Annotated in this window: 30 protein-coding genes; all 30 read right to left on the reverse strand. The window is 52.8% G+C overall.

Features of this window, described 5'->3' with window-relative positions:
* Positions 1 to 47 precede the first annotated feature (47 nt).
* The 30 genes from trpA to der all read right to left on the reverse strand — a co-directional run bounded on the left by trpA (position 48) and on the right by der (position 25475).
* Positions 48 to 869, reverse strand: a complete 822-nt coding sequence (gene trpA / locus R50912_RS21035; protein WP_042237622.1) for a tryptophan synthase subunit alpha — start codon at positions 867 to 869, stop codon at positions 48 to 50.
* Positions 869 to 2065 (reverse strand): tryptophan synthase subunit beta, encoded by a 1197-nt coding sequence (trpB, locus tag R50912_RS21040; RefSeq protein ID WP_042237623.1) that lies wholly within the window; start codon positions 2063 to 2065, stop codon positions 869 to 871. Before trpB ends, trpA begins: the two co-directional genes overlap by 1 nt.
* Positions 2062 to 2742 (reverse strand): phosphoribosylanthranilate isomerase, encoded by a 681-nt coding sequence (locus tag R50912_RS21045; RefSeq protein WP_042237625.1) that lies wholly within the window; start codon positions 2740 to 2742, stop codon positions 2062 to 2064. The genes trpB and R50912_RS21045 overlap by 4 nt, the downstream gene beginning before the upstream one ends.
* Positions 2735 to 3565, reverse strand: a complete 831-nt coding sequence (gene trpC, locus R50912_RS21050) for an indole-3-glycerol phosphate synthase TrpC (RefSeq protein WP_042237627.1) — start codon at positions 3563 to 3565, stop codon at positions 2735 to 2737. Before trpC ends, R50912_RS21045 begins: the two co-directional genes overlap by 8 nt.
* Positions 3555 to 4595: an anthranilate phosphoribosyltransferase gene (gene trpD, locus R50912_RS21055; protein WP_039301835.1), complete on the reverse strand. Its 1041-nt coding sequence runs from the start codon at positions 4593 to 4595 to the stop codon at positions 3555 to 3557. The genes trpC and trpD overlap by 11 nt, the downstream gene beginning before the upstream one ends.
* Before the next feature lie 133 nt (positions 4596 to 4728).
* Positions 4729 to 6285 (reverse strand): anthranilate synthase component I, encoded by a 1557-nt coding sequence (gene trpE / locus R50912_RS21060; RefSeq protein ID WP_042237630.1) that lies wholly within the window; start codon positions 6283 to 6285, stop codon positions 4729 to 4731.
* A 352-nt stretch (positions 6286 to 6637) separates the two neighbouring features.
* Complete coding sequence (gene aroH, locus R50912_RS21065) at positions 6638 to 7009, reverse strand: chorismate mutase (protein ID WP_042138621.1); 372 nt, start codon at positions 7007 to 7009, stop codon at positions 6638 to 6640.
* Positions 7003 to 8106, reverse strand: a complete 1104-nt coding sequence (aroB, locus tag R50912_RS21070; RefSeq protein WP_042237632.1) for a 3-dehydroquinate synthase — start codon at positions 8104 to 8106, stop codon at positions 7003 to 7005. Before aroB ends, aroH begins: the two co-directional genes overlap by 7 nt.
* Position 8107: 1 nt before the next feature.
* Positions 8108 to 9277, reverse strand: a complete 1170-nt coding sequence (gene aroC, locus R50912_RS21075) for a chorismate synthase (RefSeq protein ID WP_042237634.1) — start codon at positions 9275 to 9277, stop codon at positions 8108 to 8110.
* Positions 9278 to 9463: 186 nt separating this feature from the next.
* Entirely contained in the window at positions 9464 to 9640 is a 177-nt protein-coding gene (locus R50912_RS35715; protein WP_167549564.1) for a hypothetical protein, read from the reverse strand.
* Positions 9641 to 9748: 108 nt separating this feature from the next.
* Entirely contained in the window at positions 9749 to 10552 is an 804-nt protein-coding gene (locus R50912_RS21080; protein WP_042237635.1) for a CheR family methyltransferase, read from the reverse strand.
* A 27-nt stretch (positions 10553 to 10579) separates the two neighbouring features.
* Positions 10580 to 11023, reverse strand: a complete 444-nt coding sequence (gene ndk / locus R50912_RS21085) for a nucleoside-diphosphate kinase (RefSeq protein WP_042237637.1) — start codon at positions 11021 to 11023, stop codon at positions 10580 to 10582.
* A gap of 137 nt (positions 11024 to 11160) precedes the next feature.
* Positions 11161 to 12129 (reverse strand): polyprenyl synthetase family protein, encoded by a 969-nt coding sequence (locus tag R50912_RS21090; RefSeq protein WP_042237639.1) that lies wholly within the window; start codon positions 12127 to 12129, stop codon positions 11161 to 11163.
* Positions 12126 to 12986 (reverse strand): menaquinone biosynthetic enzyme MqnA/MqnD family protein, encoded by an 861-nt coding sequence (locus tag R50912_RS21095; protein WP_042237640.1) that lies wholly within the window; start codon positions 12984 to 12986, stop codon positions 12126 to 12128. Before R50912_RS21095 ends, R50912_RS21090 begins: the two co-directional genes overlap by 4 nt.
* 3 nt (positions 12987 to 12989) lie before the next feature.
* Positions 12990 to 13592: a UbiX family flavin prenyltransferase gene (locus tag R50912_RS21100; RefSeq protein WP_042237641.1), complete on the reverse strand. Its 603-nt coding sequence runs from the start codon at positions 13590 to 13592 to the stop codon at positions 12990 to 12992.
* Entirely contained in the window at positions 13589 to 14464 is an 876-nt protein-coding gene (locus R50912_RS21105) for a UbiA-like polyprenyltransferase (protein WP_039301813.1), read from the reverse strand. The genes R50912_RS21100 and R50912_RS21105 overlap by 4 nt, the downstream gene beginning before the upstream one ends.
* Complete coding sequence (locus tag R50912_RS21110) at positions 14457 to 15185, reverse strand: demethylmenaquinone methyltransferase (RefSeq protein WP_042242904.1); 729 nt, start codon at positions 15183 to 15185, stop codon at positions 14457 to 14459. The genes R50912_RS21105 and R50912_RS21110 overlap by 8 nt, the downstream gene beginning before the upstream one ends.
* Positions 15186 to 15212: 27 nt before the next feature.
* The gene (locus tag R50912_RS21115) at positions 15213 to 16082 is read right to left on the reverse strand and encodes a heptaprenyl diphosphate synthase component 1 (protein ID WP_042237643.1); all 870 of its coding nucleotides are present in this window, start codon (positions 16080 to 16082) and stop codon (positions 15213 to 15215) included.
* 113 nt (positions 16083 to 16195) lie between these two features.
* On the reverse strand, positions 16196 to 16735 hold the full coding sequence (locus R50912_RS21120) for a hypothetical protein (RefSeq protein ID WP_042237645.1): 540 nt from the start codon (positions 16733 to 16735) through the stop codon (positions 16196 to 16198).
* Positions 16736 to 16842: 107 nt separating this feature from the next.
* Complete coding sequence (gene mtrB / locus R50912_RS21125; protein ID WP_042138627.1) at positions 16843 to 17091, reverse strand: trp RNA-binding attenuation protein MtrB; 249 nt, start codon at positions 17089 to 17091, stop codon at positions 16843 to 16845.
* A gap of 110 nt (positions 17092 to 17201) precedes the next feature.
* Complete coding sequence (locus R50912_RS21130; RefSeq protein ID WP_019909963.1) at positions 17202 to 17474, reverse strand: HU family DNA-binding protein; 273 nt, start codon at positions 17472 to 17474, stop codon at positions 17202 to 17204.
* 364 nt (positions 17475 to 17838) lie between these two features.
* Positions 17839 to 19317 carry a stage IV sporulation protein A gene (gene spoIVA / locus R50912_RS21135; protein WP_039301803.1) on the reverse strand — a complete coding sequence of 493 codons (1479 nt, stop codon included), beginning with the start codon at positions 19315 to 19317 and terminating at the stop codon, positions 17839 to 17841.
* A 561-nt stretch (positions 19318 to 19878) separates the two neighbouring features.
* Positions 19879 to 20631, reverse strand: a complete 753-nt coding sequence (locus tag R50912_RS21140; protein ID WP_042237646.1) for a YphF family lipoprotein — start codon at positions 20629 to 20631, stop codon at positions 19879 to 19881.
* Between the two features lie 50 nt (positions 20632 to 20681).
* Positions 20682 to 21050, reverse strand: coding sequence for a 2Fe-2S iron-sulfur cluster-binding protein (locus tag R50912_RS21145; RefSeq protein WP_042237647.1), 369 nt, complete (start codon positions 21048 to 21050; stop codon positions 20682 to 20684).
* Positions 21051 to 21076: 26 nt separating this feature from the next.
* Positions 21077 to 21694 carry a hypothetical protein gene (locus tag R50912_RS21150; protein WP_042237649.1) on the reverse strand — a complete coding sequence of 206 codons (618 nt, stop codon included), beginning with the start codon at positions 21692 to 21694 and terminating at the stop codon, positions 21077 to 21079.
* Between the two features lie 80 nt (positions 21695 to 21774).
* Positions 21775 to 21954, reverse strand: a complete 180-nt coding sequence (locus tag R50912_RS21155) for a DUF2768 family protein (RefSeq protein WP_042237651.1) — start codon at positions 21952 to 21954, stop codon at positions 21775 to 21777.
* Between the two features lie 190 nt (positions 21955 to 22144).
* Entirely contained in the window at positions 22145 to 22420 is a 276-nt protein-coding gene (locus R50912_RS21160) for a stage VI sporulation protein F (RefSeq protein WP_039301788.1), read from the reverse strand.
* A 66-nt stretch (positions 22421 to 22486) separates the two neighbouring features.
* Positions 22487 to 23527 (reverse strand): NAD(P)H-dependent glycerol-3-phosphate dehydrogenase, encoded by a 1041-nt coding sequence (locus R50912_RS21165; RefSeq protein WP_042237652.1) that lies wholly within the window; start codon positions 23525 to 23527, stop codon positions 22487 to 22489.
* The gene (plsY, locus tag R50912_RS21170; protein WP_039301782.1) at positions 23520 to 24137 is read right to left on the reverse strand and encodes a glycerol-3-phosphate 1-O-acyltransferase PlsY; all 618 of its coding nucleotides are present in this window, start codon (positions 24135 to 24137) and stop codon (positions 23520 to 23522) included. The genes R50912_RS21165 and plsY overlap by 8 nt, the downstream gene beginning before the upstream one ends.
* Positions 24138 to 24149: 12 nt before the next feature.
* On the reverse strand, positions 24150 to 25475 hold the full coding sequence (der, locus tag R50912_RS21175; RefSeq protein ID WP_042237654.1) for a ribosome biogenesis GTPase Der: 1326 nt from the start codon (positions 25473 to 25475) through the stop codon (positions 24150 to 24152).
* Positions 25476 to 25554: the final 79 nt, after the last annotated feature.

Genomic DNA, 25554 nt, shown 5'->3' on the forward strand with positions numbered 1-25554 from the left:
TCGCTCTCTAGAAGTAATAGACTAGTATCAGGTCAGTATGCAGACCGTTATGGTCTTAATTGTGCCACAAATTCACGAATTTGCAACAGCCCTGCACTTCTTGTCTCCGGCTGGGCCAGCAGAGGAATAACATCCTCCACCTTGCGGACAATCGCACTGCCGACTACTACACCATCGCAAATTTTGGCAAACCTGGACACTTGTTCTCCAGTCGATATCCCGAATCCTACAGCGATCGGGAGGTCTGTAGAGCGGCGGACGGATTGAATGAAGTCATCCACCCCGGTATGAAAAGTAGACCGTTCGCCGGTTACACCAAGCGAAGATACGCAGTAGACGAACCCGCTGGCGCCGGAAACAATCCGCGCGATCCGTTCACTGGAAGTCGGGGCTACCAGCGGAATCAGATTCACTCCGGCTGCATGGCTGCGCTCACGCATGTCCTCCGACTCTTCAACAGGCAGATCGGGAATGATCAGTCCACTGATCTCATGGGCGTCCAGCTCTGCGAAGAAAGTATCCAGCCCCATCTGCATCACCGGATTATAGTAGGTGAACAGGATGAACGGCAGCTGGCTGCCGGCCTGACGTGCCTTAAGGGCTGTCTCCATGCAGGTGCGGAGATGAATATTGCTGCGCAGGGCTCTGGAGGAAGCCCGCTGAATGACCGGACCGTCGGCAAGCGGGTCAGAGTAGGGAACGCCAAGCTCCAGAATATCTGCACCGGCCGCCTCCAGCTCAGCGATAATATCCAGCGTAGTCTCAAGATCGGGATCGCCTACGGTAAGAAAAGGAATCAGGGCTGCCCGGCCCTCTGCCCGCAGCTTTTTGAAGGTCAGATCCATCCGGTTTGTAGTTTCGGTAGTCATTATTTCCCCGCCCCTTCCGTATAGGCCATGATCGATTCCACGTCTTTGTCGCCGCGTCCGGACAGGCAGATGACTACAATATCATCCTTGGTCAGTGTCTTGCCGAGCTTCACCACGTGGGCAATCGCATGGGCAGATTCGAGGGCAGGAATGATGCCTTCCGTCTGACAGAGCAGCTTCAGTGCATCCAGCGCCTCGTCATCCGTAACCGGCACATACTGTGCGCGGTGAATATCCTTCAGATAGGAGTGTTCGGGTCCGACACCGGGATAATCCAGTCCGGCCGAAATGGAATGGGCTTCGGTCACCTGTCCGTGCTCATCCTGCAGCAGGTAGCTGAGCGAGCCCTGGAAGACGCCGTGGCTTCCCTTACTCATAGTTGCTGCATGGAACGGAGTATCAATTCCCTTGCCGGCAGCTTCAACACCAATCATACCAACCTGCTCATCCTCCATAAAAGGATAGAACATGCCGATGGCATTACTGCCTCCGCCTACCGCGGCAACCAGCAGATCCGGCAAGCGTCCTTCTGCCTCCAGAATCTGGCGGCGGGTCTCATCCCCGATAATCCGCTGGAAATTACGGACCATCATCGGATAGGGATGCGGGCCTACGGCAGAGCCAAGGATATAGAAGGTATCCTCAACGTTGCTCACCCAGTAGCGCAGTGCCTCATTACCGGCGTCCTTCAGGGTTCTTGACCCGGAGGTTACAGGAATTACCTCTGCACCAAGCAGCTTCATACGGAAGACGTTCAGTGCCTGGCGGCGGGTATCCTCTTCGCCCATGAATACCTTACATTCCATACCAAGCAAGGCTGCAACTGTAGCGGTAGCCACGCCGTGCTGGCCGGCTCCTGTTTCGGCAATCACCTTGGTTTTACCCATCATTTTGGCCAGAATGCCTTGTCCGATAGCGTTGTTGATCTTGTGCGCACCTGTATGATTCAGGTCCTCACGCTTCAGATAGATCTTCGCCTCACCCAGATGTCTGCTAAGCCGCTCTGCATAATACAGCGGGGTCTCACGTCCGGAATACTGCTTAAGCAGGTAATCTATTTCCTCCTGAAATGCCGGGTCTGCCGAGAATTTACGGTAGGCCTCCTCCAGCTCAATCAGTGCATTCATCAAGGTTTCAGGAACGAAGCGGCCTCCAAAAGAACCAAAACGTCCGTTCTTGTCCGGTACTTGTATCATGATTGCTTCACCCTTTCCACGAAAGCTGTCATTTTTGCGATATCCTTAAGGCCGTTACTCTCCACTCCGCTGGATACATCCACGCCATATGGCGCGTAGCCGTCCAGCAGCTCGTTCACATTGTCCGGGTGCAGTCCTCCGGCTATAAATAAAGGCAGTGCGACCTCCTCCGCCGCCTGTTGATATAGCGGAATCTGTTTCCAGTCAAACGTACGTCCGGAGCCTCCGCTGCCCTGCGGGTCATAGGTATCCAGGAGCAGCGCATCGATTGTGCCGCTGTAGCTCTCCAGGAGAGCATGAATGCCGGTTCCGGCATCAGGGGCATGGCCCGCCACAGAAAGTGCTTTCCATACTTGAATCTGCGGAAAAGCCTGCTTGACCTCACTGCAGAACAGCGGACTCTCTTGCCCATGCAGCTGCACGACATCCAGCGGTACTGTTCTGAGCAGCTCAGTCAGCTCAGTAAGCTGCGGATTGACGAAGACTCCCGCAGCGCGGGGTGCTGTCCCAGTATTCCACTCCTTCAGCTCTGCAACAAGCTCGGCAGCAGCTCCAGCAGTCACTCTGCGGCGGCTCGGGGCAAATACCAATCCGATATAATCCAGAGGCAAACTCTTCATAGATTTTAGCACTTCAACGTCCTGAAGTCCACAGATTTTTACGATTGTGTCAGCCATGCAGCGCACGGTCCTTCCCTGCAGGAAGCGGTCCGAGCAGCTGATTTACTGCCTGCTCTACATCCGGCTGGCGCATCAGATATTCTCCTACCAGCACGCCGGTAGCCCGGGTCTTGCTTAAGAATGCGATGTCCTCCGGACCGGTAATCCCGCTCTCACTGATGACCGGCAGTCCCTCCGGAAGCAGTGCCGCAAGCTCGGCTGTGGCAGAAAGCGCGGTCTCAAAGGTCTTCAGATTCCGGTTGTTGATGCCAAGCAACACGCCGGGATGAACAGCCTTGCCGGTGGCCAGCACCATTTCCAGTTCGGTGCGGTCATGTACTTCAATCAGAATATCGAGGCCAAGCGCTGCAGCGGTATCGGTGAATGCGCTCAGCTGTTCAGATGTCAGAATAGCGGCAATGAGCAGAATAGCATCTGCTCCCAGCAGGCGCGCTTCGTAGATCTGCTTCTCATCAATGATGAAATCTTTGCGCAGCAGAGGAAGCTCCACCGCTGCCCTTACCTGCTGCAGATACGATCCGCTGCCCTGAAAATATTCCCGGTCCGTAAGCACCGACAGGCAGTCCGCGCCTCCTGCCGCATAGCCTTTAGCAATCTCAACCGGATCAAAATCGGCACGGATCAGGCCTTTGGAAGGCGAAGCCTTCTTCACCTCGGCGATCAGCCCCATGTCCCGGTTCCGCCGCCCGGTCAGCGCAGCGCGGAAGCCTCTCGTTGCAGGCAGAGCAGCGATAGCCCGTTCAGCCTCTTCCAATGAAAATGTCTTATTTAACGCCTCCACCTCTTTCACTTTGGTGGCAACAATCCGGTCAAGATACATAATCAAGCTCCTTCGTCATGGCTTTTAACTGTTCCAGCTTGCGCAGTGCTGCTCCTGAATCCACTACCTCTCTTGCCCGGTCTACGCCTTCCCGCAGTGTATCTGCAAGACCGGCAACATAGATGCATGCCCCGGCATTCGCTAATACGATATCACGGTATGGATTGATTTGACCTTCCAGTACTGTAGTGATAATTGCCGCGTTCTCGGCCGCATCACCTCCGAGCACATCCTCCAGCGGATGCTGGCTCAGCCCGAGCTCCTGTGGTGTAACCTCGTAGGTTGTGACCACACCATTTCTCAGCTCGGAGACCTGGGTCGGCGCCGAGATGCTGATTTCATCCAGACCGTCCAGACTGCTGACAATCATTGCCCGCTTGGAGCCCAGCTCGCCCAGCACTTTGGCCACAGTCTCCGTTTTGTTGCGGTCATAGATGCCCATGAGCTGCCGGTCAGCTCCTGCCGGATTCGTCAGCGGGCCAAGCATATTGAATACAGTACGCACACCCAGCTCACGGCGGGGAGCAGCAGCATGCTTCATTGACGGATGGTAGATTTGTGCGAACAGGAAGCAGATTCCGATGCTGTCCAGACATTGCCGGGCCTGCTCCGCATTCAGATGAATATTGACGCCGAGAGCCTCGAGTACGTCGGCGCTGCCTGCTCTGCCGGAAGCCGAACGGTTGCCGTGCTTCGCAACTCTTACAGAAGCGGCAGACGAGATGATTGCCGAGGCGGTGGAGATATTAAACTTATGAATACCGGAGCCTCCGGTGCCGCAGGTATCGAGCAGCTGGCTACGTTCCGTAAGTACCGGTGTCCCGAAACCGCGCATCGCTTCCGCGAACCCGGTGATTTCCTCTACCGTTTCACCCTTAATACGCAGCGCTGTGAGCAGTGCACCGATCTGCGCGTGTGTTGCCGCCCCCTCCATAATGGTCCCCATTACCTCCCGTGCCTGCGTGCGGGTAAGATCCTTTCCTTCAATTAATCCGGCAATTCCTGATTGTATTAACTGGCTTGCTTCCATATTGATTCCCTCCTAAGAGTTTTGTAGGCGGACTTCCTGAATCAGCTTCTTACAAAACCGGATCCGGAGCATACGCCAAAAATAGTATGGAGCATTCTCTGCTCGTCTTAGCTCATCTCTGCTTATCCCCGGCTCACGGGGTATACTCGTACATATAGTCCTGGTTGATAACCTGTTTCTCCTTCACCTCAGCGGGGAACATGGCTTCGGCCATCCGGATCGCCTTCAGCATGCCCTTGGCCTTATTCAGGGTCTCTTCATATTCCTTCTCCGGAACCGAGTCCCAGACAATTCCGGCTCCAGCCTGTACATAAGCCCGGCCTTTGCGGAAAATAATTGTGCGAATGGTTATGCAGGAATCCATATTCCCGGAGAAGCCGAGATAACCGATGGCGCCGGCATAAGCGCCGCGTGCTTCCTTTTCCAGTTCGGCAATGATCTCCATCGCCCGCAGCTTCGGTGCCCCCGATACAGTCCCTGCCGGGAGGCAGGAGAGGAAGGCATCGAAGAAATCTTTATCGTCTGCCAGCGTCCCGGACACGTTCGAGACGATATGCATCACATGCGAGTATTTCTCGATCTCCATGAACGAGTCGCATTTCACCGTGCCGAACTTCGACACACGGCCCAGGTCATTACGGCCCAGATCAACGAGCATCAGATGCTCCGCGCGTTCCTTCTCATCCTCCAGCAGTTCAGCGGCGAGCTGGCGGTCCTGCGCCTCTGTCTCTCCGCGCGGCCGGGTTCCGGCAATCGGGCGGGTCTCGACCCGTCCGCTACTATCCACCTTAACCAGCGCTTCCGGTGAAGTGCCTACGATGATCTCTTCGTCCATTTTCAGATAATACATATAAGGTGAAGGATTCAGCGTCCGCAGCATGCGGTACACATGCAGCGGAGATACTTCGGTTTCTATATGCAGCCGCTGGGACAGCACCACTTGGAAGATATCACCGGCGCGAATGTACTCTTTGGCCTGCTCCACATTGCTGATGTATTGTTCCTTGGTCAGATTGGAGTGAATCTCACCCAGCTCAATGTCCTGCGGGATGCTGCGGCGGTTGACGTTCTCCTTCGGTCCTTCCTTTTGCAGCTCTTCAGCCATGTTCTCCAGGCGGCGGCTTAGTTCCTCGTAACCTGCGCGAATCTCGGAATCGGTATCGCCATCCTTGATATGCAGATTGCCTACCAGCAGAATCTGCTGCTTCACATGATCGAAGACGATGATGCGGTCACAGAACATGAAGCGGATATCGTCCATATTCAGGTCATCTACGGCATGCGCTGACAGCTTCTCGTAATACTGCAACAGATCGTAGCCGAAGAATCCGATAGCACCGCCCGTAAACGGCGGCATCCCATCCAGCTTGGGACTGCGGTAAGAGCGGAGCAGCGCCTTAAGCTCCTCGACAGGTTTGCCAAACAGCTGTTTTTTTTCACCGCCGACTTCAACGTGGATTAGGCCTTTTTTGCCTGAAATCATCAGGAACGGATCACTGCCGATAAAGGAATAACGCGCCCATTGGCTGCCGCCTTCTACACTCTCCAGCAGGAATGCACGATCCTGCTCCGCAAAACGCTGGAACAAGCGGATGGGTGTTTCCATATCTGCCAGCAGCCTCTTCACTACCGGGATCAGATTATACTTCCGCGACAGCGACACTACTTCTTCAATGCTCGGATTCGTCACTTGGCTAACCTCCTGGGATTCTATAGGTAATGTCCGAAATACAGAAAAACCTCTACCGGAGTAGAGGTTTGTGTTAGCAAGTATGTGAATAAGCGCCTAGGACCGGCAAAAACCAAATCGAGTACAGATCATCCCCTCAAAGGATACACTTATAGCGTATGGGCAGCTGCTGCACAAACTCTATACGGGTATGCCAAAAAAAGAACGCTGATAATCAATGGTCTGCTCTTCAAAAAAAGTCCTGCACTCTGCTCAACTATACTCATCTTAACTAAACTATACTCTGCTTCACTCGGCTAACTACACTATACATGATGACGGCGGTTAATGACAACCCCGCATATGTAATTTATTACTTGCCCTGTGAGAGATCCGGACGAAGCCGCTGGGCTTCATTCAGATACACATGGCGGATGTCCCGCTGTGATTTATCCGTATTAACCTGAACCATCAGGCGGATGCATTGTGGCAGGCTGCCTTTGACCGGAATCTCCACCGAACACATCAGCGGTACCATTTCCCAGCCTTCAATCTCACGGATGGCACGCGCCGGAAAGGTGGCGTCCAGATCTGCGGTCATCGTGATCCACACACTGCAGATATCCTCGGCGATAACATCGTTGCGCTCAACAATTTCCCTCAGCAGCACAACAGTCTCGCGCAAAATTTCGGTTTCCTCATTCTTCGTTACGGTTGTTGCACCGCGTATCCCCCGGTTCACCATGGGCTTTCCTCCTTCTTGAGCTGGGCGATAACCCGGCGTACATCACTTGCCTGCACATCGCCCACAATACTGACAGCGCCGATGTCGTCCGGTACGATAAAGGTCATTCTGCCTTCCTTGAACTTCTTGTCATGCATCATGGCTTCCATCAGCTCATCCTCGCCGTATTCCGCCGGCAGTCTGACCGGCAGAGACAATGCGGTGAGCATAGATACCGTATCTTCATAGATCGCTCTGTCCCGGCCCAGCTTCGCGGCCAGCAGGGCTGATCCGGCCATTCCAATGGCAATAGCCTCACCATGAAGAAATACGCCGTAGCCGCCTACTGCTTCAATAGCATGTCCAATGGTATGCCCCAGGTTCAGAATCGCACGCTGCCCCTGCTCCGTCTCATCATTGCAAACAACGTCAGCCTTGATCGCACAGCCGCGTTCCAGTGCGTACCCCAGAGCCTCCGGTTCCAGGGCAAGCAGCTCTCCGGCATGTTCACGGCACCAGTACGCGAACTCTTTGTCAAAGATCAGACCATGTTTCACAACCTCAGCCAGTCCCGAAGCAACTTGGCGTGGAGGAAGTGTAGCAAGGGTGTCCAGATCGTACAGCACCATGGACGGCTGGTAGAAGGCGCCAAGCATATTCTTGGCCAGCGGATGGTTGACTCCAACCTTGCCGCCTACACTGCTGTCGTGGGCGAGGATCGTGGTAGGAATCTGCATGAATCCGATTCCCCGCATATAAGAGGCGGCGACGAATCCGGCCAGATCCCCTACAACCCCCCCGCCAAGCGCCAGCACTGCAGAGCTGCGGTCCAGCCCGCCCTGAATGGCTGTCGTAATGACCTCTTCATAGACGGCCAGAGATTTGGAAGCTTCACCTGCCTGAATTACATGGCTGACTACCGTATATCCGCTGCCGCGCAGGGATGCCTCCACCTGATCCAGATACCGCGGAGCCACTTCACTGTCCGTGACAACCAGCAGCGGACTGCGCTGCGGGAAACCGGCTTCTATGCAGCGTTCACCAATATTCTGCAGCAGTCCGCTGCCGATATAAATAGGATAAGACCGTTCACCCAGAGCTACCGTAATACTGCGCATCTTAATAGCTCTCCAGCTGCGCCAGGTAATTATTATAGTTGGCTTTGATCTCTTCCATGGAGTCGCCGCCGAATTTATCCAGGAAAGCCTTGGCAATCTCCCAGGCCACCACATTCTCCAGTACAACACAGGCTGCCGGAACTGCGCAGGCATCCGAACGTTCAACCTGGGCAGTGAACGGTTCCTTCGTATCAATATCTACGCTTTGCAGAGGCTTATACAACGTCGGAATCGGCTTCATTACTCCGCGGACCACCACCGGCATCCCATTGGTCATTCCGCCTTCGAAACCGCCCAGCCGGTTGCTTGCCCGGTAGTATCCTTGTGAGGCTTCATACATTATCTCGTCATGAACCTGTGAGCCGCGCAGCTTACCGGCCTCGAAGCCGATGCCGATCTCCACACCTTTGAAGGCATTAATCGACATAACGGCTCCGGCGATGGCTCCATCGAGCTTGCGGTCAGACTGCACATGACTGCCAAGGCCGACCGGCAGACCCTCGACAATACATTCCACAATCCCGCCGATAGAGTCGCCTTCCTCCTTGATCTTGTCTATGTAAGCCTCCATCTTCTGTTCCGTCTCTTTGTCCACGACTCTCACAGAGGACTCTTCTGTCTGCGCAATCAGTTCATCTACCGTAAGCTGATTGGCTGGTGCTTCGATTTCACCGATGCGGATCACTTGTCCGGCAATCTTCACCCCGAATGCTGCCAGCAATTGGCGGGCTACTGCGCCTACCGCGACCCGGGCAGCCGTCTCACGGGCGCTGGAGCGCTCCAGTACATTGCGCAGATCCGTAAGGTTATACTTCAAGCCGCCGTTCAGGTCGGCATGTCCGGGACGCGGACGGTTGACCCGGCGCTTCTCCTCATCACTGCCTGGAATCGGCTCGATATTCATAATGTTCTTCCAGTGCGTCCAGTCCTTGTTCTCCACCACCAGGGCAACAGGAGCACCCGTTGTGGAACCGTGGCGTACGCCGCCTACAATCTCGGCGGTATCCTTCTCAATCTGCATCCGGCGTCCGCGGCCGTAGCCCTTCTGTCTCCGGTGCAGCTGGAAATTAAGCTCTTCGAAATCAAGTGTCAAATTGCTGGGCAATCCCTCAATAATGGCTGTAAGCTGGGGGCCGTGCGTTTCCCCCGCTGTTAAATAGCGTAAATTCATGCTGCGTTCCCCCTTCACACTTTTAGACTGTAAACCACTAAATTGTTAAATGTCTTTGCTTATTATAGTATAGGCCATCGGCTTTGACAAGAAAGCGGTCACCTTCAAGTGCCACTCTATTCCTCAACAAGAACAGCGCCGCTCCTGCTCTTTCGAGCAGAAACGGCGCTGCTGTGCATCCCCGCCCTAAGAACCTGTCTCCAGCTGCCGGTTACCCGGTGCGGGAGGCAGGCTGCCGGTTCTGCCCTCCTCCGCTGCAAGCAGGCTCTGCAGCTGCAGCTCCTCAATCCCGAGAACCTGTCCGCATTCGCGGACTGTGAGGAAGCCGCGTCGATACGCGGCTATAACCTTGCTTTTGTCCATCTACTATAACGACCTTTCACTTGGCATACGGTTTCTACTCTTCAGTATCACTGAAAAGAAGTTAAAGTATACCTGTGGCGACAGGCCCTGCGGATAAGCAACCGTTCCCTATTTCTTGCGGTAGAAGAAGGTTTCTGTAGATTCGAATCCATACTGCGCGGGCGTGAAAATCTGTTCCGTGCTGCCCACGAACAGATAGCCGCCGGGACGCAGGCTGGCCGAGAATTTGTGATACAGCTTATTCTTGGCTTCTTCAGTGAAATAGATCATTACATTCCGGCAGATGATCAGGTCGAAGCCTTCATCAAACTTATCGAGCAGCAGATTCTGCTTACGGAAATCGATACTCTTCTTCAGCCCATCACTGACCTTGAACACGGGTCCCTCCGGAGTGAAATACCGGTCAGCCACATCTTTAGGGACATCTTTTAAGGAACGCTCCAGATATAACCCCTGCTTCGCTTTGGCCAATGCCCCGTCATCAATATCTGTTGCCAGAATACCGGTCTGGGCCAGAATATTCTTGTCTGACAGGATCATCGCCAGTGTATAAGGTTCTTCTCCGGTAGAACAGGCGGCACTCCACAGCTTCAGTCTGCGGCCGGAACGCTGAAGATCAGGCAGAATAACATCCCTTAATACTTCCCAGCGGTTCGGATTACGCCAGAATTCGGAGACATTAATGGTCATCCGGTCGAGAAATTCATAGAATAAAGCCTTGTCCTTCATCATTGCGGCATAAAAATCACTAAAAGAATTGTAACCGTTCTTCATGCGGAGCGTCGTAAGACGCCGCTTCATCTGCGCTTCCTTATACTGGGCGAGATCAATTCCGGTGCTCTGTTTGACATTATGAATAAATCCGGTGTAATCCGGGTCTGGGGTTAATGCGGGTTCTTCACGTTCTGCCATAAATATTCTCCTGTCTCCCGCCGGACCTTACATCCAGACTGAGATGTCTTTGTTATACTGGGCCAGTTCAGACGGAGCAAAGAAATTGGCAATTTCACGTGCTGCGCTTTCCGGCGAGTCTGATCCGTGGATCAAATTAAGCGGGGTGTGGCTGGCATAGTCACCGCGGATCGTTCCCGGCAATGCCTCGCCCACTTTGGTTTTGCCGATCAGCAGACGCGACAGTGCTACAACATCATCGCCTTCCCATACCATGGCAAACACAGGACCGGAGGTGATAAAGCCTACCAGTTCCGGGAAGAAATCTTTACCTTCATGCTCTGCGTAGTGCTTCTTGGCTTGTGCTTCCGTAATGGTAATCAGCTTCGCAGCAACCAGCTTGAATCCCTTATCCTCCAGGCGGGCGACAATACGCCCGATCAATCCGCGTTGTACACCGTCTGGTTTGATCATCAGATACGTTTGTTCCATAGAGTCACTCTCCATTTCCCCAATTCTTAATGAATGCTAGGTTTGTCTATACGGGATTGCATAATCAGGTTGTTCATTGTCTGATATTATCAGAAACCTCGGCATCTGTGAACGCTTAATCTACGGAAGCTGCCAGATTAATAAGCGCGTCCTGTGACAAAAAAGGCGATGTCGCGCAGATTACGTTTGGTCCTGTTGCCCGGGAGCTGCTCCAGCGCCTCCAGCGCCTTAGAGATGTAACGGGAAGCCAGCTCCTCCGCACGGGCAATTCCGTCCCCGGAAAGGATCAGGTCGATTGCACGGCCAACCCCGCCATTCCCCGCGCGGATCCGTTCCAGCTCTTCCATCAGTCCTTCGCGCAGCCTTGAGTCCTGCAGGCTGTAAATCACCGGCAATGTAATGTTGCCCTGGCGCATATCACTGCCAGGCGGTTTGCCGATTTGCTTCTCCGTTCCGGAAAGATCGAGCAGATCATCACGGATCTGAAACGCCATCCCCACGTTATATCCGTAATTATAGAGCAGCCTTGCTGTCTCCGGCTCTGCTTCTGCAGCCAGGGCGCCGAGCTGACAGCTGACGGCTATTAGCAGTGCTGTCTTGCGGCGGATTCTCCGCAGGTAATGACGTACGCTCTGCCCGCTGTTGAAGAAATCACGAATCTGCTCCATCTCTCCGATTGACATCTCCACCATAGCTTTGGAGAGGAGCTGATGAATCCGGGGATTCTTCAGCTCCGAAGTCATGACCAGTGCCTTGGCATAGATATAGTCGCCGGTATACATGGCGATCTTGTCGCCCCATTTCGCCTTGACGGTGGGCTCCCCCCGCCGCAGTTCAGCATTATCGATGACATCATCGTGGACAAGCGAGGCGCTATGTATCAGCTCCAGCGGAATTGCAACACGCTTCAGCTTGTCGAGGTCATATTGTCCGAATTTGCCGCCCATGAGGACAAATACCGGACGAAGGCGCTTGCCTCCCGCCTTGAGCAGGTGCAGCGAGGTTTCTGTCAGCAGGTCATCATCACCCTGGACACTGCGGTACAGTTCCTTTTCAATCTGATCCATATCTTTGTTCAGCAAGCCGAATATTTGCATTCGCTTCATTCTTTCACCCGTGTCAGCAGATTGTGGCTCCAAAGCTCCATCTTCACTTCCTGCGGCAGCAGGCCCATTTCATAGGCATAGCGGAAATAGAGGTTGAGACCTTCCTGCTGCCTTTCCCCAAAGTCGTAACATAAATTACGGAAATAATCGTTCCAATAGGATGCCGTACCTCCGATAGTGCAGCAAGCTTCATGTGTAATTGGCCCCAGATCGCGCAGGCCCCGTCTTTTACTGACGGCAAAGGCTTCCGCAATCTCGGCAATCGCTTCCGGATTACGCAAAGCAGCCCCGCGGTTAACGGCCCAGACGGCAAAAGTCATGCTGAGTCCGGTCCATTCCTTCCATAGCTCGCCCAGATCCGTTACGTAATATCCCTGATCCTGCCAGGATGCACGGATGGCATGATCCCCGATCAGCAGGCAGGCATCTGCCTGCTCCATCATTTCGTTCAGATCAGGAGGGACACTGATGTACTCAGGGGTGGCAACTATAGCTTTGTCCATCAGAATTTTCAGCAGATTGACAGAAGTGGCCGATGTATTCGTTACGGCGATCCTGCCGCTGCCGATAGACTGCACCGGCATTCTTGAGAAGAGCAGGATCGATTTGACCGGCCCGTCAGCACTGACAGACAGATCCGGAAGCAGCAGAAGCCGGTCGCTGGCCGCTGCGTACGCGAAGGAGGATAATGCGCCTACATGAATGCTCCCGGCAGCCATGCCTTGATTGAGAATGGCGGGTACTTCACTCACCATCTCTGCCGGGAAGCTTAGAGAAGAAGGATGGAAATTATGAAATACCGGCCATGAGTTGGTGTAACTGATTTTACCGATAACGGTGTGCTCTGGATGTGTCATCCTTCATTCCCCCCATCTGCGAAATAAAGTATGTTCAATATTAAAGCTGTCCAGCACTTTGCCTACCATGAAATTAATCAGATCATCGATTGTTACAGGTCCAAAATAAAACGCTGGCATCGCCGGGATAAGCTTGACTCCCATCCGGGACAGCTTCAGCATATTCTCCAGGTGAATCGCGTGCAGCGGTGTCTCCCGGGGAACAAGCACCAAAGGGCGCCCTTCCTTCAGCATGACATCCGCAGCCCGCGTCATCAGATTGTCGGAACTGCCCTGCGCTACAGCAGACAGTGTTCCCATCGAGCAAGGCATAATGATCATCCCTTCCGTCCGGAAGGAACCGCTGGCAATTGAAGCACCAATATCTGCGATAGGGTGATACAGAAGAGAACCGGGATAGCTGCTGAACCGCCCGTCCAGAAACCCTTCCCGGTCTGAGGCCGTGAAGCCTAATTCTTCTTTGAAGACGCGCCAGCCTGCATTGCTAACCACCAGATGCACCGTGTAACCGAGCGAGAGCAGGGTTTCTGTCAGCCGGATGCCGTAGATCCCGCCGCTCGCGCCGGTAATGCCAACCACGAAATTTTTAGGCTTACGCTCGTTCATTTGTAGAACTGCACCACCAGGTCAATCAGAGTAAAGGAAAAGACTACAATACTAAGCACCCCGTTCATTGTGAAAAACGCCGTCTGCAGTTTACTGAGGTCGCTTGGGGATACGATATAATGCTCATAGAATAAAATAATGTAGGCAATCAGCATACCTGCCACATACCACCAGCTCAATTCAGTAATAAAGAGCAGCGATACAAATCCGATTCCCGTAAGCAGATGAAACACCTTGGCAATAAGGAGCGCACGGGCAACTCCGAAGCGGACAGGAATAGAGTACAGCCCTTCCTTAAGATCAAATTCCACATCCTGGCAGGAATAAATAATATCAAAACCCGCTGTCCAAAAAACGATAGTGAAATAGAATACCATGGAGGTCCAATCTACAGTGCCCGTAACCGCAACCCAGCCCCCCAGCGGCGCAAGTGCGATGGTAAGACCGAGAATCAGGTGGCAAGCCCAGGTAAAGCGTTTCGTGAACGAATAGAACACCAGCAGGAAAACAGCAATCGGCAGCAGCTTCGCTGACAGCGGATTCAGCTTAAACGCAGCCCAGAACAGCAAAAAGAACGAGAAGGCGATAAATAGCGATACTTCTCCAACCTTCAGCAGTCCTGCAGGAATCGCTCTCCCGGCTGTCCGGGGATTCTTCGCATCACTGATCCGGTCGATCAGCCGGTTAAGTCCCATAGCCGCGCTGCGTGCACCGAACATGGCAATCACAACCCAGCCGATCTGGCTCCAGGAAGGCAGTTCACCAAACATTACAACCGATCCGAGCAAAGCGCCCATAAAAGCAAAGGGTAGTGCAAAAACCGTATGTTCAAATTTAATCATTTGTAGAAAAATGCCGATTTTCTTAAACATTGCTGTTCTCCTTGACCCCAATATGTAATGCCGCGATGCCGCCGGTCAAGGGGAAGGATTCCACTTTTTGCAAGCCGGTTTCACGGAAGATCACTGCCAGCTGTTCTCTGTCCGGGAACAGGGCGAGTGACTCGGGAAGCCACTTATATTGCTCATACCGCTTGGCAAAAAGCTTGCCGAGCAACGGAAGCACACGCTGGAAATAGAAATAATAAATCCCTTTGAACGGCTGCTTCATCGGCTTCGAAAGCTCCAGGCATACCACCATACCGCCCGGCTTCACCACACGCTTCATTTCGTTCAGCACTTGAACGGGATCAGGCACATTGCGGAGTCCAAAGCCAATCGTCGCATAATCGAACGAATTATCGCCGAAGGGCAGATCCATTGCATTGCCCTGAATCAGGGATATCCGGTCCTGGAGTCCGCGCCCCTCTACCTTACGCTTGCCGACCTCCAGCATGCCTGCACTGAAATCCAGTCCCATGACACAGCCGGTCTCGCTGGCCTCAGCCAGGGCGATGCTCCAGTCGCAGGTCCCGCAGCACAGATCCACTGCCGAATCCCCGCGCTTCATGTTCATCTTACGCATTGTAAACTTGCGCCACGCTTTATGGCGGCGGAAGCTAAGGATATCGTTCATTAGGTCGTATTTGCCGGCAATGCTCTCAAATACAGAATGTACGAATTGTTCTTTCGGCTTGATGCCTTGGTCACCCATAACGGAAGTTTTATCTACGGTCATTCTCTAACCCTCCACGGCAGCTTGTCCGGAAATTTTCATTTGCAGAAGAAGGCGGTTCAGCGCAGCACTAAGCTCACTGATCAGTTCCTCGTCCTTGATACCCTGCAGCAATCCCTGAATGGACTCAAGTGATGCATGCAGCTTGTCTGTCAGCAGGGCATCACATTTGCTTCTTAGCTTAAGCTTCTTCCAATCCCTGATGTCCAGTTCCTGCTCACCCAGCAGCTGGCGCTCCTCTTCCGTCGCTGACTCCAGCACCTTCCAGTAGCAGTAGCCTTCCAGAGCACTTACTGGGTCTGTGCCGCGGCGCAGCTCCTGCGTTACGGTTTCACACTGGCTGAACTCCACCAGCAGCTTCTCCCAGCTATCCCGGAGCGGCTCCTCAATCATCGGTGTAAAAGAAAGAAACAGCCTCATATTGAGCTGTACCGTGTGCTTTAAATATTGTTCGGCTGTGAAAAGCATTCCTTTCATCTTGCCGTAAAGATTAGCTTTCATCACATTAAAATCAGCGATAGCCGTGCTTAGAATGCCCACCATCTCAATTTGTTCATGTTTGGCGAGCAGATGGTAGAACCAGCTGCTGAAGTAATCGCCGGCCAGCACCTTAAGCTGGCGGGAACGCATCATATCACCGCCGGGCTCATCCTGATAACGGTCGATGCTCTCATGTGTATCCAGCCCGAGCTGCACAAGCCCGGTCACCAGAGTGAACAGCTCTTCACTCTGGAATCCGGCACTCCTGCCGTGACCCAGAAAAATATATAACAAATGACCCCGCCCGTCTGAGAACGGCGGCAATTCCGTATGCCGCTGAATCATGTCGTAGTCGGTGTAGGGTTTAGCCAGTTGCGGTATGCGGTACGGTTTCATTTCAGCCTCCGAAGCCATTGACGTTTGACTATATCTTTGTTCACAATCTTGTCTATTATATCACATGTTTTTTGGTCACGCACGGTCGTGCATTCTAGTTTCTTTTACCCACTTCAGGGATAAATGAACTGTTTTTTCCACAGCTCGCTTTCACTAATGCGGAAGCCGTTCTTCAGAGAACCGGGCAGCGGGGAATTGCCGGCATTCTGCAGCTCATCCTGCAGCCGGGGAGACCATTCCTTCCGGCGGATGTCACCAGCCAGCAGCAGGCGGCGGGTATCCAGCCATTTATCCTCAGCCACCACACGGAGCAGCAGCTGATCAACATTGCCGGTCTCCTGAAAGGCAAAAGCAATCGCCAGCGCCATGTTCTGATACAGCTCCTGCGGTTCATGGTCATTGCCGGTCACCTTAAGATCCAGAGTTAACACCTGGTCCTTCCAGCCCGCCTTGTCTATAACCAGGCTAAAGGGAATCTCCCCGAGCATATCTACCAGATTGTCATCGCCCAGAACGGTGCTGTCCCGGCTTATAGTCTCCACTGTACCATAGGCGCCCTGGGGGACTGTCCCGAGACTGGCCAGCTGAGGCAGCAGCATGGTAGACGCCGCGGTCAGCAGCAAAACAGTTCCAATCAGCCAGCTCCGGTTCATGACAAGCCCCCTTACTCAGAATTTCCGCTGCGCAGCAGGATTATACCGTACCGCTGACAGCCCTATATCTAGTTATATTTTTAAAAAAAGCAGGCTATGCCTGCTTCTCAGCTTTCACTCTCTAATTGTCCGTGTTTGCTCCAGATTTCAGCTTTGCCGCGGATTTTCATTGCTGAGGTATGATCTGTGAATTGGGCAATGAGGACTTCGCCTTTATCGAGCTTCTCCGTATGGTGAAAGCGGGTATCCAAGCCCCTTGTCAGTCCGATGACCTGAACTCCGTTCTCTTTGGCTTTGATTACGATATAATCGCTGCCTGATGGTGCAGGATTCACTTCATTGTGCTTCTCAGTCATTTATGATCCTCCTTAAAGTTTGGTTAGCCTATGCTTCTAAAAAACAAATGCCGCCTTGGAGGGCGGCATAGTTGTTATTCAAGGACTATGGGATAGATATGTAGAAATCTCTATTTGATTCCGTCTTTCAGCGCTTTACCGGGTTTGAATGCCGGTACCTTGCTCGAAGGAATTTCGATTTCTTCACCAGTCTGCGGGTTGCGGCCTTTGCGTGCGGAACGTTCGCGCACTTCAAAGTTTCCGAATCCAACCAGCTGTACTTTATCTCCGCTTTGCAGCGCACCTGTGATAGCTTCGAAAACGGCATCTACCGCTTTAGTAGCATCTTTCTTGGGAAGTTCAGTTGCTTCTGTAACTACGTTGATCAAATCTGATTTGTTCATGTTTTCTCACCTCCCTGGGCAAATTTCCGGTATCATACACTGTTTCCGTTTCAACGCAAAATATACGTGATAATCCCGTTTATTACTGGATACTGGCGCCTCTCTTCTAGAAGCGCAACAAACTTATAGTAATACAGCCCACCCATAATTTCAAGGCGTTACTCAAAAAAGGAGCAGAAAGTAGCATGTTTCCACCTGTTTTCGGGGTATCGTGCAGTCTATTACTACCAATTATACCGTAAAAACGGAGTCTTCCCTGGGAGAATCCCCCTTTTCTCCGCTGGTAAGCTATCCTCGAAATCTTAAAAATCAGCAGCAAAAAAGAGCGGAAATTCTTCCGCTCTTCTCGCAAGCCTGCTTACATTTAGAGAATGATGGCAATCAGTCCGCCTGAACCTTCGTTAATAATTCGGCCCAGCGTTTCCTGCAGCTTATAGCGGGCATTATCCGGCATCATGGCAATCTTGCCCTGGATGCCCTCACGGACGATGGAATGCAGGGAACGGCCAAAGATATCCGACTCCCAGATCTTGATCGGGTCATTCTCAAAGTCCTGCATCAGGTAACGCACCAGCTCTTCACTCTGCTTCTCTGTGCCGATAATCGGCGAGAATTCAGATTCGACATCGACCCGGATCATATGGATCGAAGGTGCTGTAGCCTTCAGCCGGACTCCGAAGCGGGAGCCCTGACGGATCAACTCAGGCTCATCCAGAGCCATCTCGGCCAAGGATGGGGCTGCGATACCATAACCTGTAGTTTTGACCATCTCCAGTGCTTCCGAGAAGCGGTCATACTCACGTTTGGCATGGGAGAAGTCCTGCATCAGCTGGAGCAGATGGTCTTTGCCGCGGATCTCCACGCCGACCACCTCCATGAGAACCTGATCATACAGCTCTTCAGGAGCGTATAGATCGATCTCCGCTACCCCCTGGCCCATGTTCATGCCGCTGAGGCCAGCCCTGTCGATGAAATCATATTCTGTAAACTGGGAGACGAGCCGGTCCACATCCCGCAGGCGGCGGATATCCTTCACCGTATCGCGGACAGAATTCTCGTAGCTGCTGCGCAGCCAGTGATTCTCGCCCAGCACCATAACCCAGCTTGGCAGATTGACATTAACTTCATGTACTGGGAATTCATACAGCACTTCACGGAGTACCCCGGTCACATCATCTTCCGTCATATTGGCGGCACTGAGTGTCATTACCGGAATATCATATTTGAGCGCGAGCTCGTTGCGCAGCTGCTGTGCTTCCTCACTGCGCGGCCGGGTGGAGTTGATTACAAGCACAAACGGCTTGCCAACCTCCTTCAGCTCAGCGATGACGCGCTCTTCGGAATCCACATACGAGTTCCGGGGAATTTCAGCAATCGTACCGTCGGTTGTCACTACCACACCGAGTGTGGAATGCTCCTGAATCACTTTGCGTGTGCCGATCTCAGCCGCTTCCTGGAACGGAATCGGTTCCTCAAACCACGGTGTTGAGATCATACGCGGACCATTCTCATCCTCGTAACCTTTGGCACCTTCTACTGCATAACCCACACAATCGACCAGCCGGACATTGACTTCCAGACCCTCCGCCACCTTGATCTGCACCGCGTTATTCGGTACAAATTTGGGCTCAGTGGTCATAATTGTTTTGCCCGCCGCACTTTGCGGCAGTTCATCCACCGCTCTTACCCGGTCCGCTTCACTTGTGATGTTCGGAAGAACAATCGTTTCCATGAACCGTTTGATGAATGTCGATTTCCCCGTGCGAACCGCGCCGACGACGCCGAGATAAATGTCTCCGCCGGTACGCTCGGCAATGTCCTTGAAAATATCCACTTTTTCCAAAAGAGATCCCCTCCTCATATTACTCCGAAGAAAAAATGCCTGAAGAGCATCGACTTCGCGTTCCGCCGGCAAACTGACCCTTGCAGGACAACCACCGGACTAAGCTTTGTCCGCCCGAAGCCTAGCTACTGCCTGAGGCGGAACATGTTGCCCCGCGCTAAACTCCGAATGCTCGGACATGCATTTGGACTAGTATCATCATATGTATCCAGAACGGATTTATGACCCTCGTCCGTGCATTTTGCAGCTGAAATTTTGTATGCCCGCTCTAGAACGCCAATGCGTCACGACGCCCGGAAGTCTTCTCATCAATCCTATGAAGCCGGGTTTTCGCCTAGAACCACTATATGGATTGAACTCAGGAATTTCAGTCCACTTCAGCAAAAAAAGCCCGTTTGAGCATCCAGCATTCTCCTCCAGATTGCCGGCAGACAGCCAAAATAACCCGGAAACCCCGGGCAGCTGCCAGTGGAGCAATCGAACTGCGGATTATACCGGATGAACAAGAGAAGGCTGTCCCAGGCAGCCAATTCGCTGCTTTGGGACAGCCTTCTCAAGCTTCTATTCCAGCGGAGCCTGCGGAACCGGCCGGCCGTCAACCCACAAATAAGGCAATGACTTAACGGGTACGTAATACGACGCCTGCTCCAGCTCCAGACGCAAGTCTCTGTCCGCCTCAGGCGCCCCGCCATTCTTATCTATAGCTGAGCTGATATCCGCACCGTAATCAGCGTATACCGTTCCGTCCTTGTCCATAAGGAGCTGCAGGGGCAGGCCGGAATATACACTGATCAGCTTAATAGACGCTGTTCCTGCCTTCTTGGCATCAATCGCAGTGAGGTCCGGATACACTTCTTCTTCCGCCGGTAGTTCTCCACCATGTGCGGACTTATAGAGGTTAACCTTGCGCTGGACATCATTAACCTTCTGCACGGTCACCAGGTCCATCAGCTTCACCTGAGGATCACTTTCTTCGTCCAGAATCAGAAAATACGCGCTGCCGCCCTTCTCAAAAGCCGCTGCCGGTATTTCATCCAGGTACCCAGCTTGCTGCAGCTTATTAAGATCGACCACGAATTTCTCATATCTTGGCGTTGCTTCATCGCTGGTCTTAATCGGAAGCAGGCCCTCCTGCTCCTGATAGTCATCTACCGCTGCCTGCACCCGCTTCACACTCTCGCGGTACACGCTGCCTGGCTGCCGCTGCTCAGAATCACCGGGATACATGCAGCCCCCAAGTGACCATAGCAGTAGGCCAACCCAAGGCAGCAGGGCTGCTCTTCTCAGCGATTGCCGGCGTTTCACCTGATACATGGAGTTGATAAATACGCCCCCTTTTCTGGTTATCTGCTAAGCCTTCCCAGTCACCATAAGTCCTCTGCTTCTCCACGCCGCGCAGCTTCCAGTCTGCGGCGTACGGCCGCCTTAAGCGGGTCCTCGGGAATGTGCACGCTCACATCATCCCAGACAGCGGCCTGACAGGCCAGACGGACGCCTTGATCCAGCAGGCTGCCCAGCTTGCGGCGCTCCGCCTCTGAAGGAGGTCTCAGCGCTGCTGACTCCCCGGGATCTACTGACACTTTGCACATCAGGCATCCGGCTTTACCGCCGCAGCGGGTGGGCAGAACGATTCCGGCTCTGTGTACAGCCTCAAGCAGCGATACTCCATGTGTTACGGAGACACGCCGGGTGTCGGGCAGGAAAGTGACATTTATTTTTTTATGAGGTGCCATGTTGTTATTTCCTTCCTTGGTTCATCTTAAATCTGTATGGATGTGGATATCTCCAGCAATTCCTCCAGCTTCGTCTGCAGGTGATCTTCCAAATGGTTCTCTTGAATAAGCTGATACAGCAGCGGCAGATGGGTGGCCAAATCCTGTATGATCAGCCTTGCGATTGCCTGGCAGCGCCCGTCCCTGCCCCGCAGCAGATTAAATATCAGCTCATGAGCAACCGGCATCAGTCGCACAAGGCCAACCCCTTCGTAATTGCGTACCGGGGCATACTGCTGCATCATGCCGACATCCACTGAATATTGCCATTCGCCGCTGCCCATTCTGAACCCGCCCACCAGTTCAACCTTGGCCTCTCCCATGAAATAGAGAGCACGCAGTGAATAACAGCTTCCGCTGAAATCCTCTTCCGGCGGACTGACTGCATACCGGAGCAGTAATTGATGAAGCTGCCAGGTATCCTTCAGGTCGCAATAGATATCAATATCATGCGGCGGGGCAGCCAGTTGGGCCCCGTGCAGCAGCAGCCCGCAGCTCCCTCCCAGAAGCCATTCAGGGGGCTTGCCCAGCCCGTAGAATTCTAATTCTTCTACTATGCTGCCCAGTGCTGTCTCAAGTGCATAGGGGATTCCTGAACCGGTCATAGATCAACACACGCTCCATTCCTGTAAAATCATCAATCGATTCTGTCAGAAATACGTCTGCCTGAGTGAATTGTAAATGCTTACATAATTGAAGCGGCTCCGCCTAATATCCCAATCAGCATAATCACAAATGCAAGTACGGATAGTAAGCCTCTAAGCCAGCCTTTGGTCCTGCTGCGTGCAAATGTAATCAAAAAAACGGATAAACCCATAATCAGTACCGCAATCAGAGACAGCCACATTTTCGTCATCGGATCCATGGTCCATGCCCCTCCATTTCACTATACCCGGATTGCGACTATTATAGCGTGAAACCTTAGATTTTATAAGTCTTTATACTAAAAAAAGAGCAAAAACCTCAGAATCTGGCTAGATTCCCGGGTTTTTGCCCAACACAAGCAGACAAGCAATTTACCAGCCCTGAGGGTTGGCTCCTTTATGCATGATATGCTATTTTTTCAGCAGCATTTTCATTAAAGACTCCATCGAACCGGAACCCGCGCCGCCTTTTTTAACGGCATTGATGATTTCCTGCACGGTAGCTTCACTGACTGGCACTTTGGCCATTGCTGACACCTGCTTAATTAACTGGCGGAGCTGGGCTTCATTCTGCGTGGTGCCCGGCTTGACCGTTCCGGCCAGCTTCTTGATGGCACCTTCCGTAATGTTCTTGCCCGCCTTCTTGTTAATGGCGTTCAAAGCATCCTTGGAAAAATCTCTGCTCACTATTCATCCCTCCTCCGTCAATCCCCAATACAACATATGAGGCTCTCCGGCAAAAGGTGAACGCGATCAGGAATGCCATTGCTCCCAGGTTTCCTGTGAAATGGCTTCCATCTCTGTCTTGCGGTCACGGCCCATCAAGGCTTCCACCGCATTACGCGGTGTTCTTCCCTTAAACAGCACATGATAAATCTGGTCCGTAATCGGCATCTGCACACCTAATTTAAGCGAGATCGCATAAGCAGCTTCCGTTGTCCGGATACCTTCCACTACCATCCCCATGGAGTCCAGCACCTCTGCCAGCGGCTTGCCCTGGCCCAGCATGGAACCGGCACGCCAGTTGCGGCTGTGCTTGCTGGTCGCCGTCACGACAAGGTCCCCGAGTCCGGCAAGGCCGGAGAAGGTCAGCGGATTCGCCCCAAGCTCTACACCGACGCGGGAAATCTCGGCCAAGCCGCGGGTAAGAAGCGCTGCTTTGGCATTGTCCCCGAAGCCCAGCCCGTCGGATAGCCCTGCACCCAGCGCGATAATATTCTTAAGTGCGCCAGCCAGCTCTACGCCGACCTGATCGCGGTTGGTATATACCCGGAAGTCATTGTTAATGAACAGCCCTTGCGCTGCAGCGGCACGGCTGTCGTCAGGTGAAGCCACCACAACAGTAGTCGGACAGAGCCGTACTACTTCCTCCGCGTGACTCGGGCCGGATAGGACAACGACCTGACTTTCATTGCAGCCGAGCTCTTCTGAAATTACTGTCGACATACGCTTCATGCTCTCCGTCTCAAAGCCCTTCGTAGCATGAATACAGAGCATATCTTCCTCCCAGAAGGGCTTCAGGCTGTGCGCAACCTGACGCATTCCGGAAGAAGGCGCAACAATAACGACTGCCTTCGAACCGGAAACAGCCGTCTCCATGTCCGTAGTGGCAATAATGTTCGCAGGAAGAGTGATTCCCGGCAGAAAATGATGATTCGTATGGGCTTCATTAATCTCGGCAGCTTGTTCCGGCTTTCGCGTCCACAGATAAACCTCCGAGTGGTTAGCCGCCAGCACAGAGGCCAGCGCAGTTCCCCAACTGCCCGCGACCAGCACGGTTACTTTATCAGACAACGCGATTCGCCTCCTTAACTTTGGAGCCGATTTTGTTCTCCCGGCCCTGTGAAATCTTGAGTATATTGCTGCGGTGACGCCAGAACGCAAACAGTGCGATAATCAGGCTGCCCCACAGCTCAGGCGTTGTGAACCCGGTAAACAACAGGAATACCGGTGTCAATGCCACGAAGATTAGAGAACCCAGCGACACATACCGGGTCAGAACGATTGCCAGAATAGCAATCAAGCCCGCAATCAGTGCAGGCCAAAATACAAGCGTAGCCATTACGCCAATTGTCGTTGCAATGCCTTTCCCTCCGCGAAAGTGAAAATAGAGCGGCCAATTATGCCCGATGATAGCAGCGATCCCACAGCCCACTGCAATCCAGGTTCCCCAGCCGCCGGCCCATGTTCCAAGCCAGACTGCGGCAATTCCCTTCAGTACGTCCAGAAACAGCACCAGTATGGCCGGTCCCTTCCCCATCACACGCAGTGTATTGGTTGCTCCCGCATTGCCGCTTCCATATTGGCGGATATCAATGCCTTTAAGCAGCCGGGCGAGCAATACACTGAAGCTGATAGAGCCAAGCAAATAGCTTACAACGATAACCAGAAGTTCAAACGCCACTACTCTTCTCCCCTAACCTTCGTTTTCGGATTTGCGCCGTGTAAATAGACGGATCGGTGTGCCTTCGAAATTGAATGCCGCGCGCAGCTTGTTCTCCAGATAACGCTCATAGGAGAAGTGCATCAGCGAAGGATCATTCACGAATACCACGATTGTCGGCGGCTTCGTAGCAACCTGGGTTACATAGTTGATGCGCAGACGGCGTCCTTTGTCTGTCGGCGGAGGATTGATCGCGACTGCATCGGATACCACATCGTTCACCAGATGCGTGGTAATCCGGAGTGCATGCTGCTGTGCGACATGCTGAACGACTGGCAGCAGCTTCTGCAGGCGCTGTTTGGTAAGCGCAGACAGGAACACCACTGGCGCATAGCTCATGAACAGGAAGTGATCACGGATATTGCGTTCGAAATTCTGCATCGTCTTATCGTCTTTCTCGATGGCATCCCATTTGTTGACGACAAAAATAGAGGCTTTGCCCGCATCATGGGCGTAACCGGCAATATGCTTGTCCTGATCGATAATGCCTTCTTCACCGTTGATTACGACCAGTACAACATCAGCACGCTCAATAGCCTTCATAGCTCTCATAACGCTGTATTTTTCCGTGTTTTCATAGACCTTGCCGCGTTTACGCATACCCGCAGTATCAATGAGCACATAACGTTGGCCATCCCGTTCAAACGGTGTATCGATCGCATCGCGTGTAGTACCCGCAACATCGCTGACAATTACGCGTTCTTCGCCCAGAATAGCATTCACCAGCGAGGATTTACCTACATTCGGACGGCCGATCAGCGCTACACGAATGACATCATCCTCATATTCCTCATCGGTTTTATCTGGCAGACGTTCAACAACCGCATCCAGTAAATCTCCGATTCCGGTTCCGTGGCTTCCTGAAATTCCAATCGGGTCGCCAATTCCAAGGCTGTAAAATTCATAAATATCTTCGGTACGCTTCATGTTATCCACTTTATTAATAGCCAGAACGATCGGCTTGCCGGAACGGAAAAGAATCTGTGCAACTTCTTCATCCGAACTCGTAAGTCCGCTCTTCGCCTCGCACATAAAGACGATGACATCCGCTTCTTCAATTGCCAGCTCCGCCTGAACGCGGATCGACTTCAGAATGGCGTCTTCACCGTCAATTTCAATCCCCCCGGTATCAATCACACTGAAGGATTTGCCGTTCCAATCTGAAACTCCGTATATCCGGTCACGTGTAATCCCCGGTTTATCTTCTACAATGGCCAGTCTATCGCCAATAAGCCTGTTAAAAATCGTCGATTTACCGACGTTAGGCCTGCCAACGATGGCCACAACGGGTCTTGCCATATTCATTCCTCCTGTCTTCCTTACGTTACTCATCATAGCAAAAAACAATGCAATTGGCTAACAGTCTTACAACTGTTCT

This window comes from Paenibacillus sp. FSL R5-0912, from assembly GCF_000758605.1.
GTDB lineage: Bacteria > Bacillota > Bacilli > Paenibacillales > Paenibacillaceae > Paenibacillus_AQ.

Excerpts from the sequence above, each read along its gene's own strand:
- trpA (WP_042237622.1), bottom strand. The coding sequence starts at position 869 with ATGACTACCGAAACTACAAACCGGATGGATCTGACCTTCAAAAAGCTG.
- aroC (WP_042237634.1), bottom strand. The coding sequence starts at position 9,277 with ATGAATTTACGCTATTTAACAGCGGGGGAAACGCACGGCCCCCAGCTT.
- R50912_RS21105 (WP_039301813.1), bottom strand. The coding sequence starts at position 14,464 with ATGTTTAAGAAAATCGGCATTTTTCTACAAATGATTAAATTTGAACAT.
- R50912_RS21110 (WP_042242904.1), bottom strand. The coding sequence starts at position 15,185 with ATGGGTGACCAAGGCATCAAGCCGAAAGAACAATTCGTACATTCTGTA.
- trpD (WP_039301835.1), bottom strand. The coding sequence starts at position 4,595 with ATGGAAGCAAGCCAGTTAATACAATCAGGAATTGCCGGATTAATTGAA.
- trpC (WP_042237627.1), bottom strand. The coding sequence starts at position 3,565 with ATGTATCTTGACCGGATTGTTGCCACCAAAGTGAAAGAGGTGGAGGCG.
- R50912_RS21090 (WP_042237639.1), bottom strand. The coding sequence starts at position 12,129 with ATGAAGCGAATGCAAATATTCGGCTTGCTGAACAAAGATATGGATCAG.
- aroB (WP_042237632.1), bottom strand. The coding sequence starts at position 8,106 with ATGCGCAGTATTACGGTAGCTCTGGGTGAACGGTCTTATCCTATTTAT.
- R50912_RS21080 (WP_042237635.1), bottom strand. The coding sequence starts at position 10,552 with ATGGCAGAACGTGAAGAACCCGCATTAACCCCAGACCCGGATTACACC.
- R50912_RS21115 (WP_042237643.1), bottom strand. The coding sequence starts at position 16,082 with ATGAAACCGTACCGCATACCGCAACTGGCTAAACCCTACACCGACTAC.
- R50912_RS21150 (WP_042237649.1), bottom strand. The coding sequence starts at position 21,694 with ATGACCGGTTCAGGAATCCCCTATGCACTTGAGACAGCACTGGGCAGC.
- trpB (WP_042237623.1), bottom strand. The coding sequence starts at position 2,065 with ATGATACAAGTACCGGACAAGAACGGACGTTTTGGTTCTTTTGGAGGC.
- R50912_RS21095 (WP_042237640.1), bottom strand. The coding sequence starts at position 12,986 with ATGACACATCCAGAGCACACCGTTATCGGTAAAATCAGTTACACCAAC.
- R50912_RS21145 (WP_042237647.1), bottom strand. The coding sequence starts at position 21,050 with ATGGCACCTCATAAAAAAATAAATGTCACTTTCCTGCCCGACACCCGG.
- ndk (WP_042237637.1), bottom strand. The coding sequence starts at position 11,023 with ATGGAACAAACGTATCTGATGATCAAACCAGACGGTGTACAACGCGGA.
- R50912_RS21100 (WP_042237641.1), bottom strand. The coding sequence starts at position 13,592 with ATGAACGAGCGTAAGCCTAAAAATTTCGTGGTTGGCATTACCGGCGCG.
- R50912_RS21120 (WP_042237645.1), bottom strand. The coding sequence starts at position 16,735 with ATGAACCGGAGCTGGCTGATTGGAACTGTTTTGCTGCTGACCGCGGCG.
- R50912_RS21140 (WP_042237646.1), bottom strand. The coding sequence starts at position 20,631 with ATGTATCAGGTGAAACGCCGGCAATCGCTGAGAAGAGCAGCCCTGCTG.
- R50912_RS21130 (WP_019909963.1), bottom strand. The coding sequence starts at position 17,474 with ATGAACAAATCAGATTTGATCAACGTAGTTACAGAAGCAACTGAACTT.
- R50912_RS21155 (WP_042237651.1), bottom strand. The coding sequence starts at position 21,954 with ATGGATCCGATGACGAAAATGTGGCTGTCTCTGATTGCGGTACTGATT.
- R50912_RS35715 (WP_167549564.1), bottom strand. The coding sequence starts at position 9,640 with ATGGACAAAAGCAAGGTTATAGCCGCGTATCGACGCGGCTTCCTCACA.
- der (WP_042237654.1), bottom strand. The coding sequence starts at position 25,475 with ATGGCAAGACCCGTTGTGGCCATCGTTGGCAGGCCTAACGTCGGTAAA.
- aroH (WP_042138621.1), bottom strand. The coding sequence starts at position 7,009 with ATGGTGAACCGGGGGATACGCGGTGCAACAACCGTAACGAAGAATGAG.
- R50912_RS21045 (WP_042237625.1), bottom strand. The coding sequence starts at position 2,742 with ATGGCTGACACAATCGTAAAAATCTGTGGACTTCAGGACGTTGAAGTG.
- mtrB (WP_042138627.1), bottom strand. The coding sequence starts at position 17,091 with ATGACTGAGAAGCACAATGAAGTGAATCCTGCACCATCAGGCAGCGAT.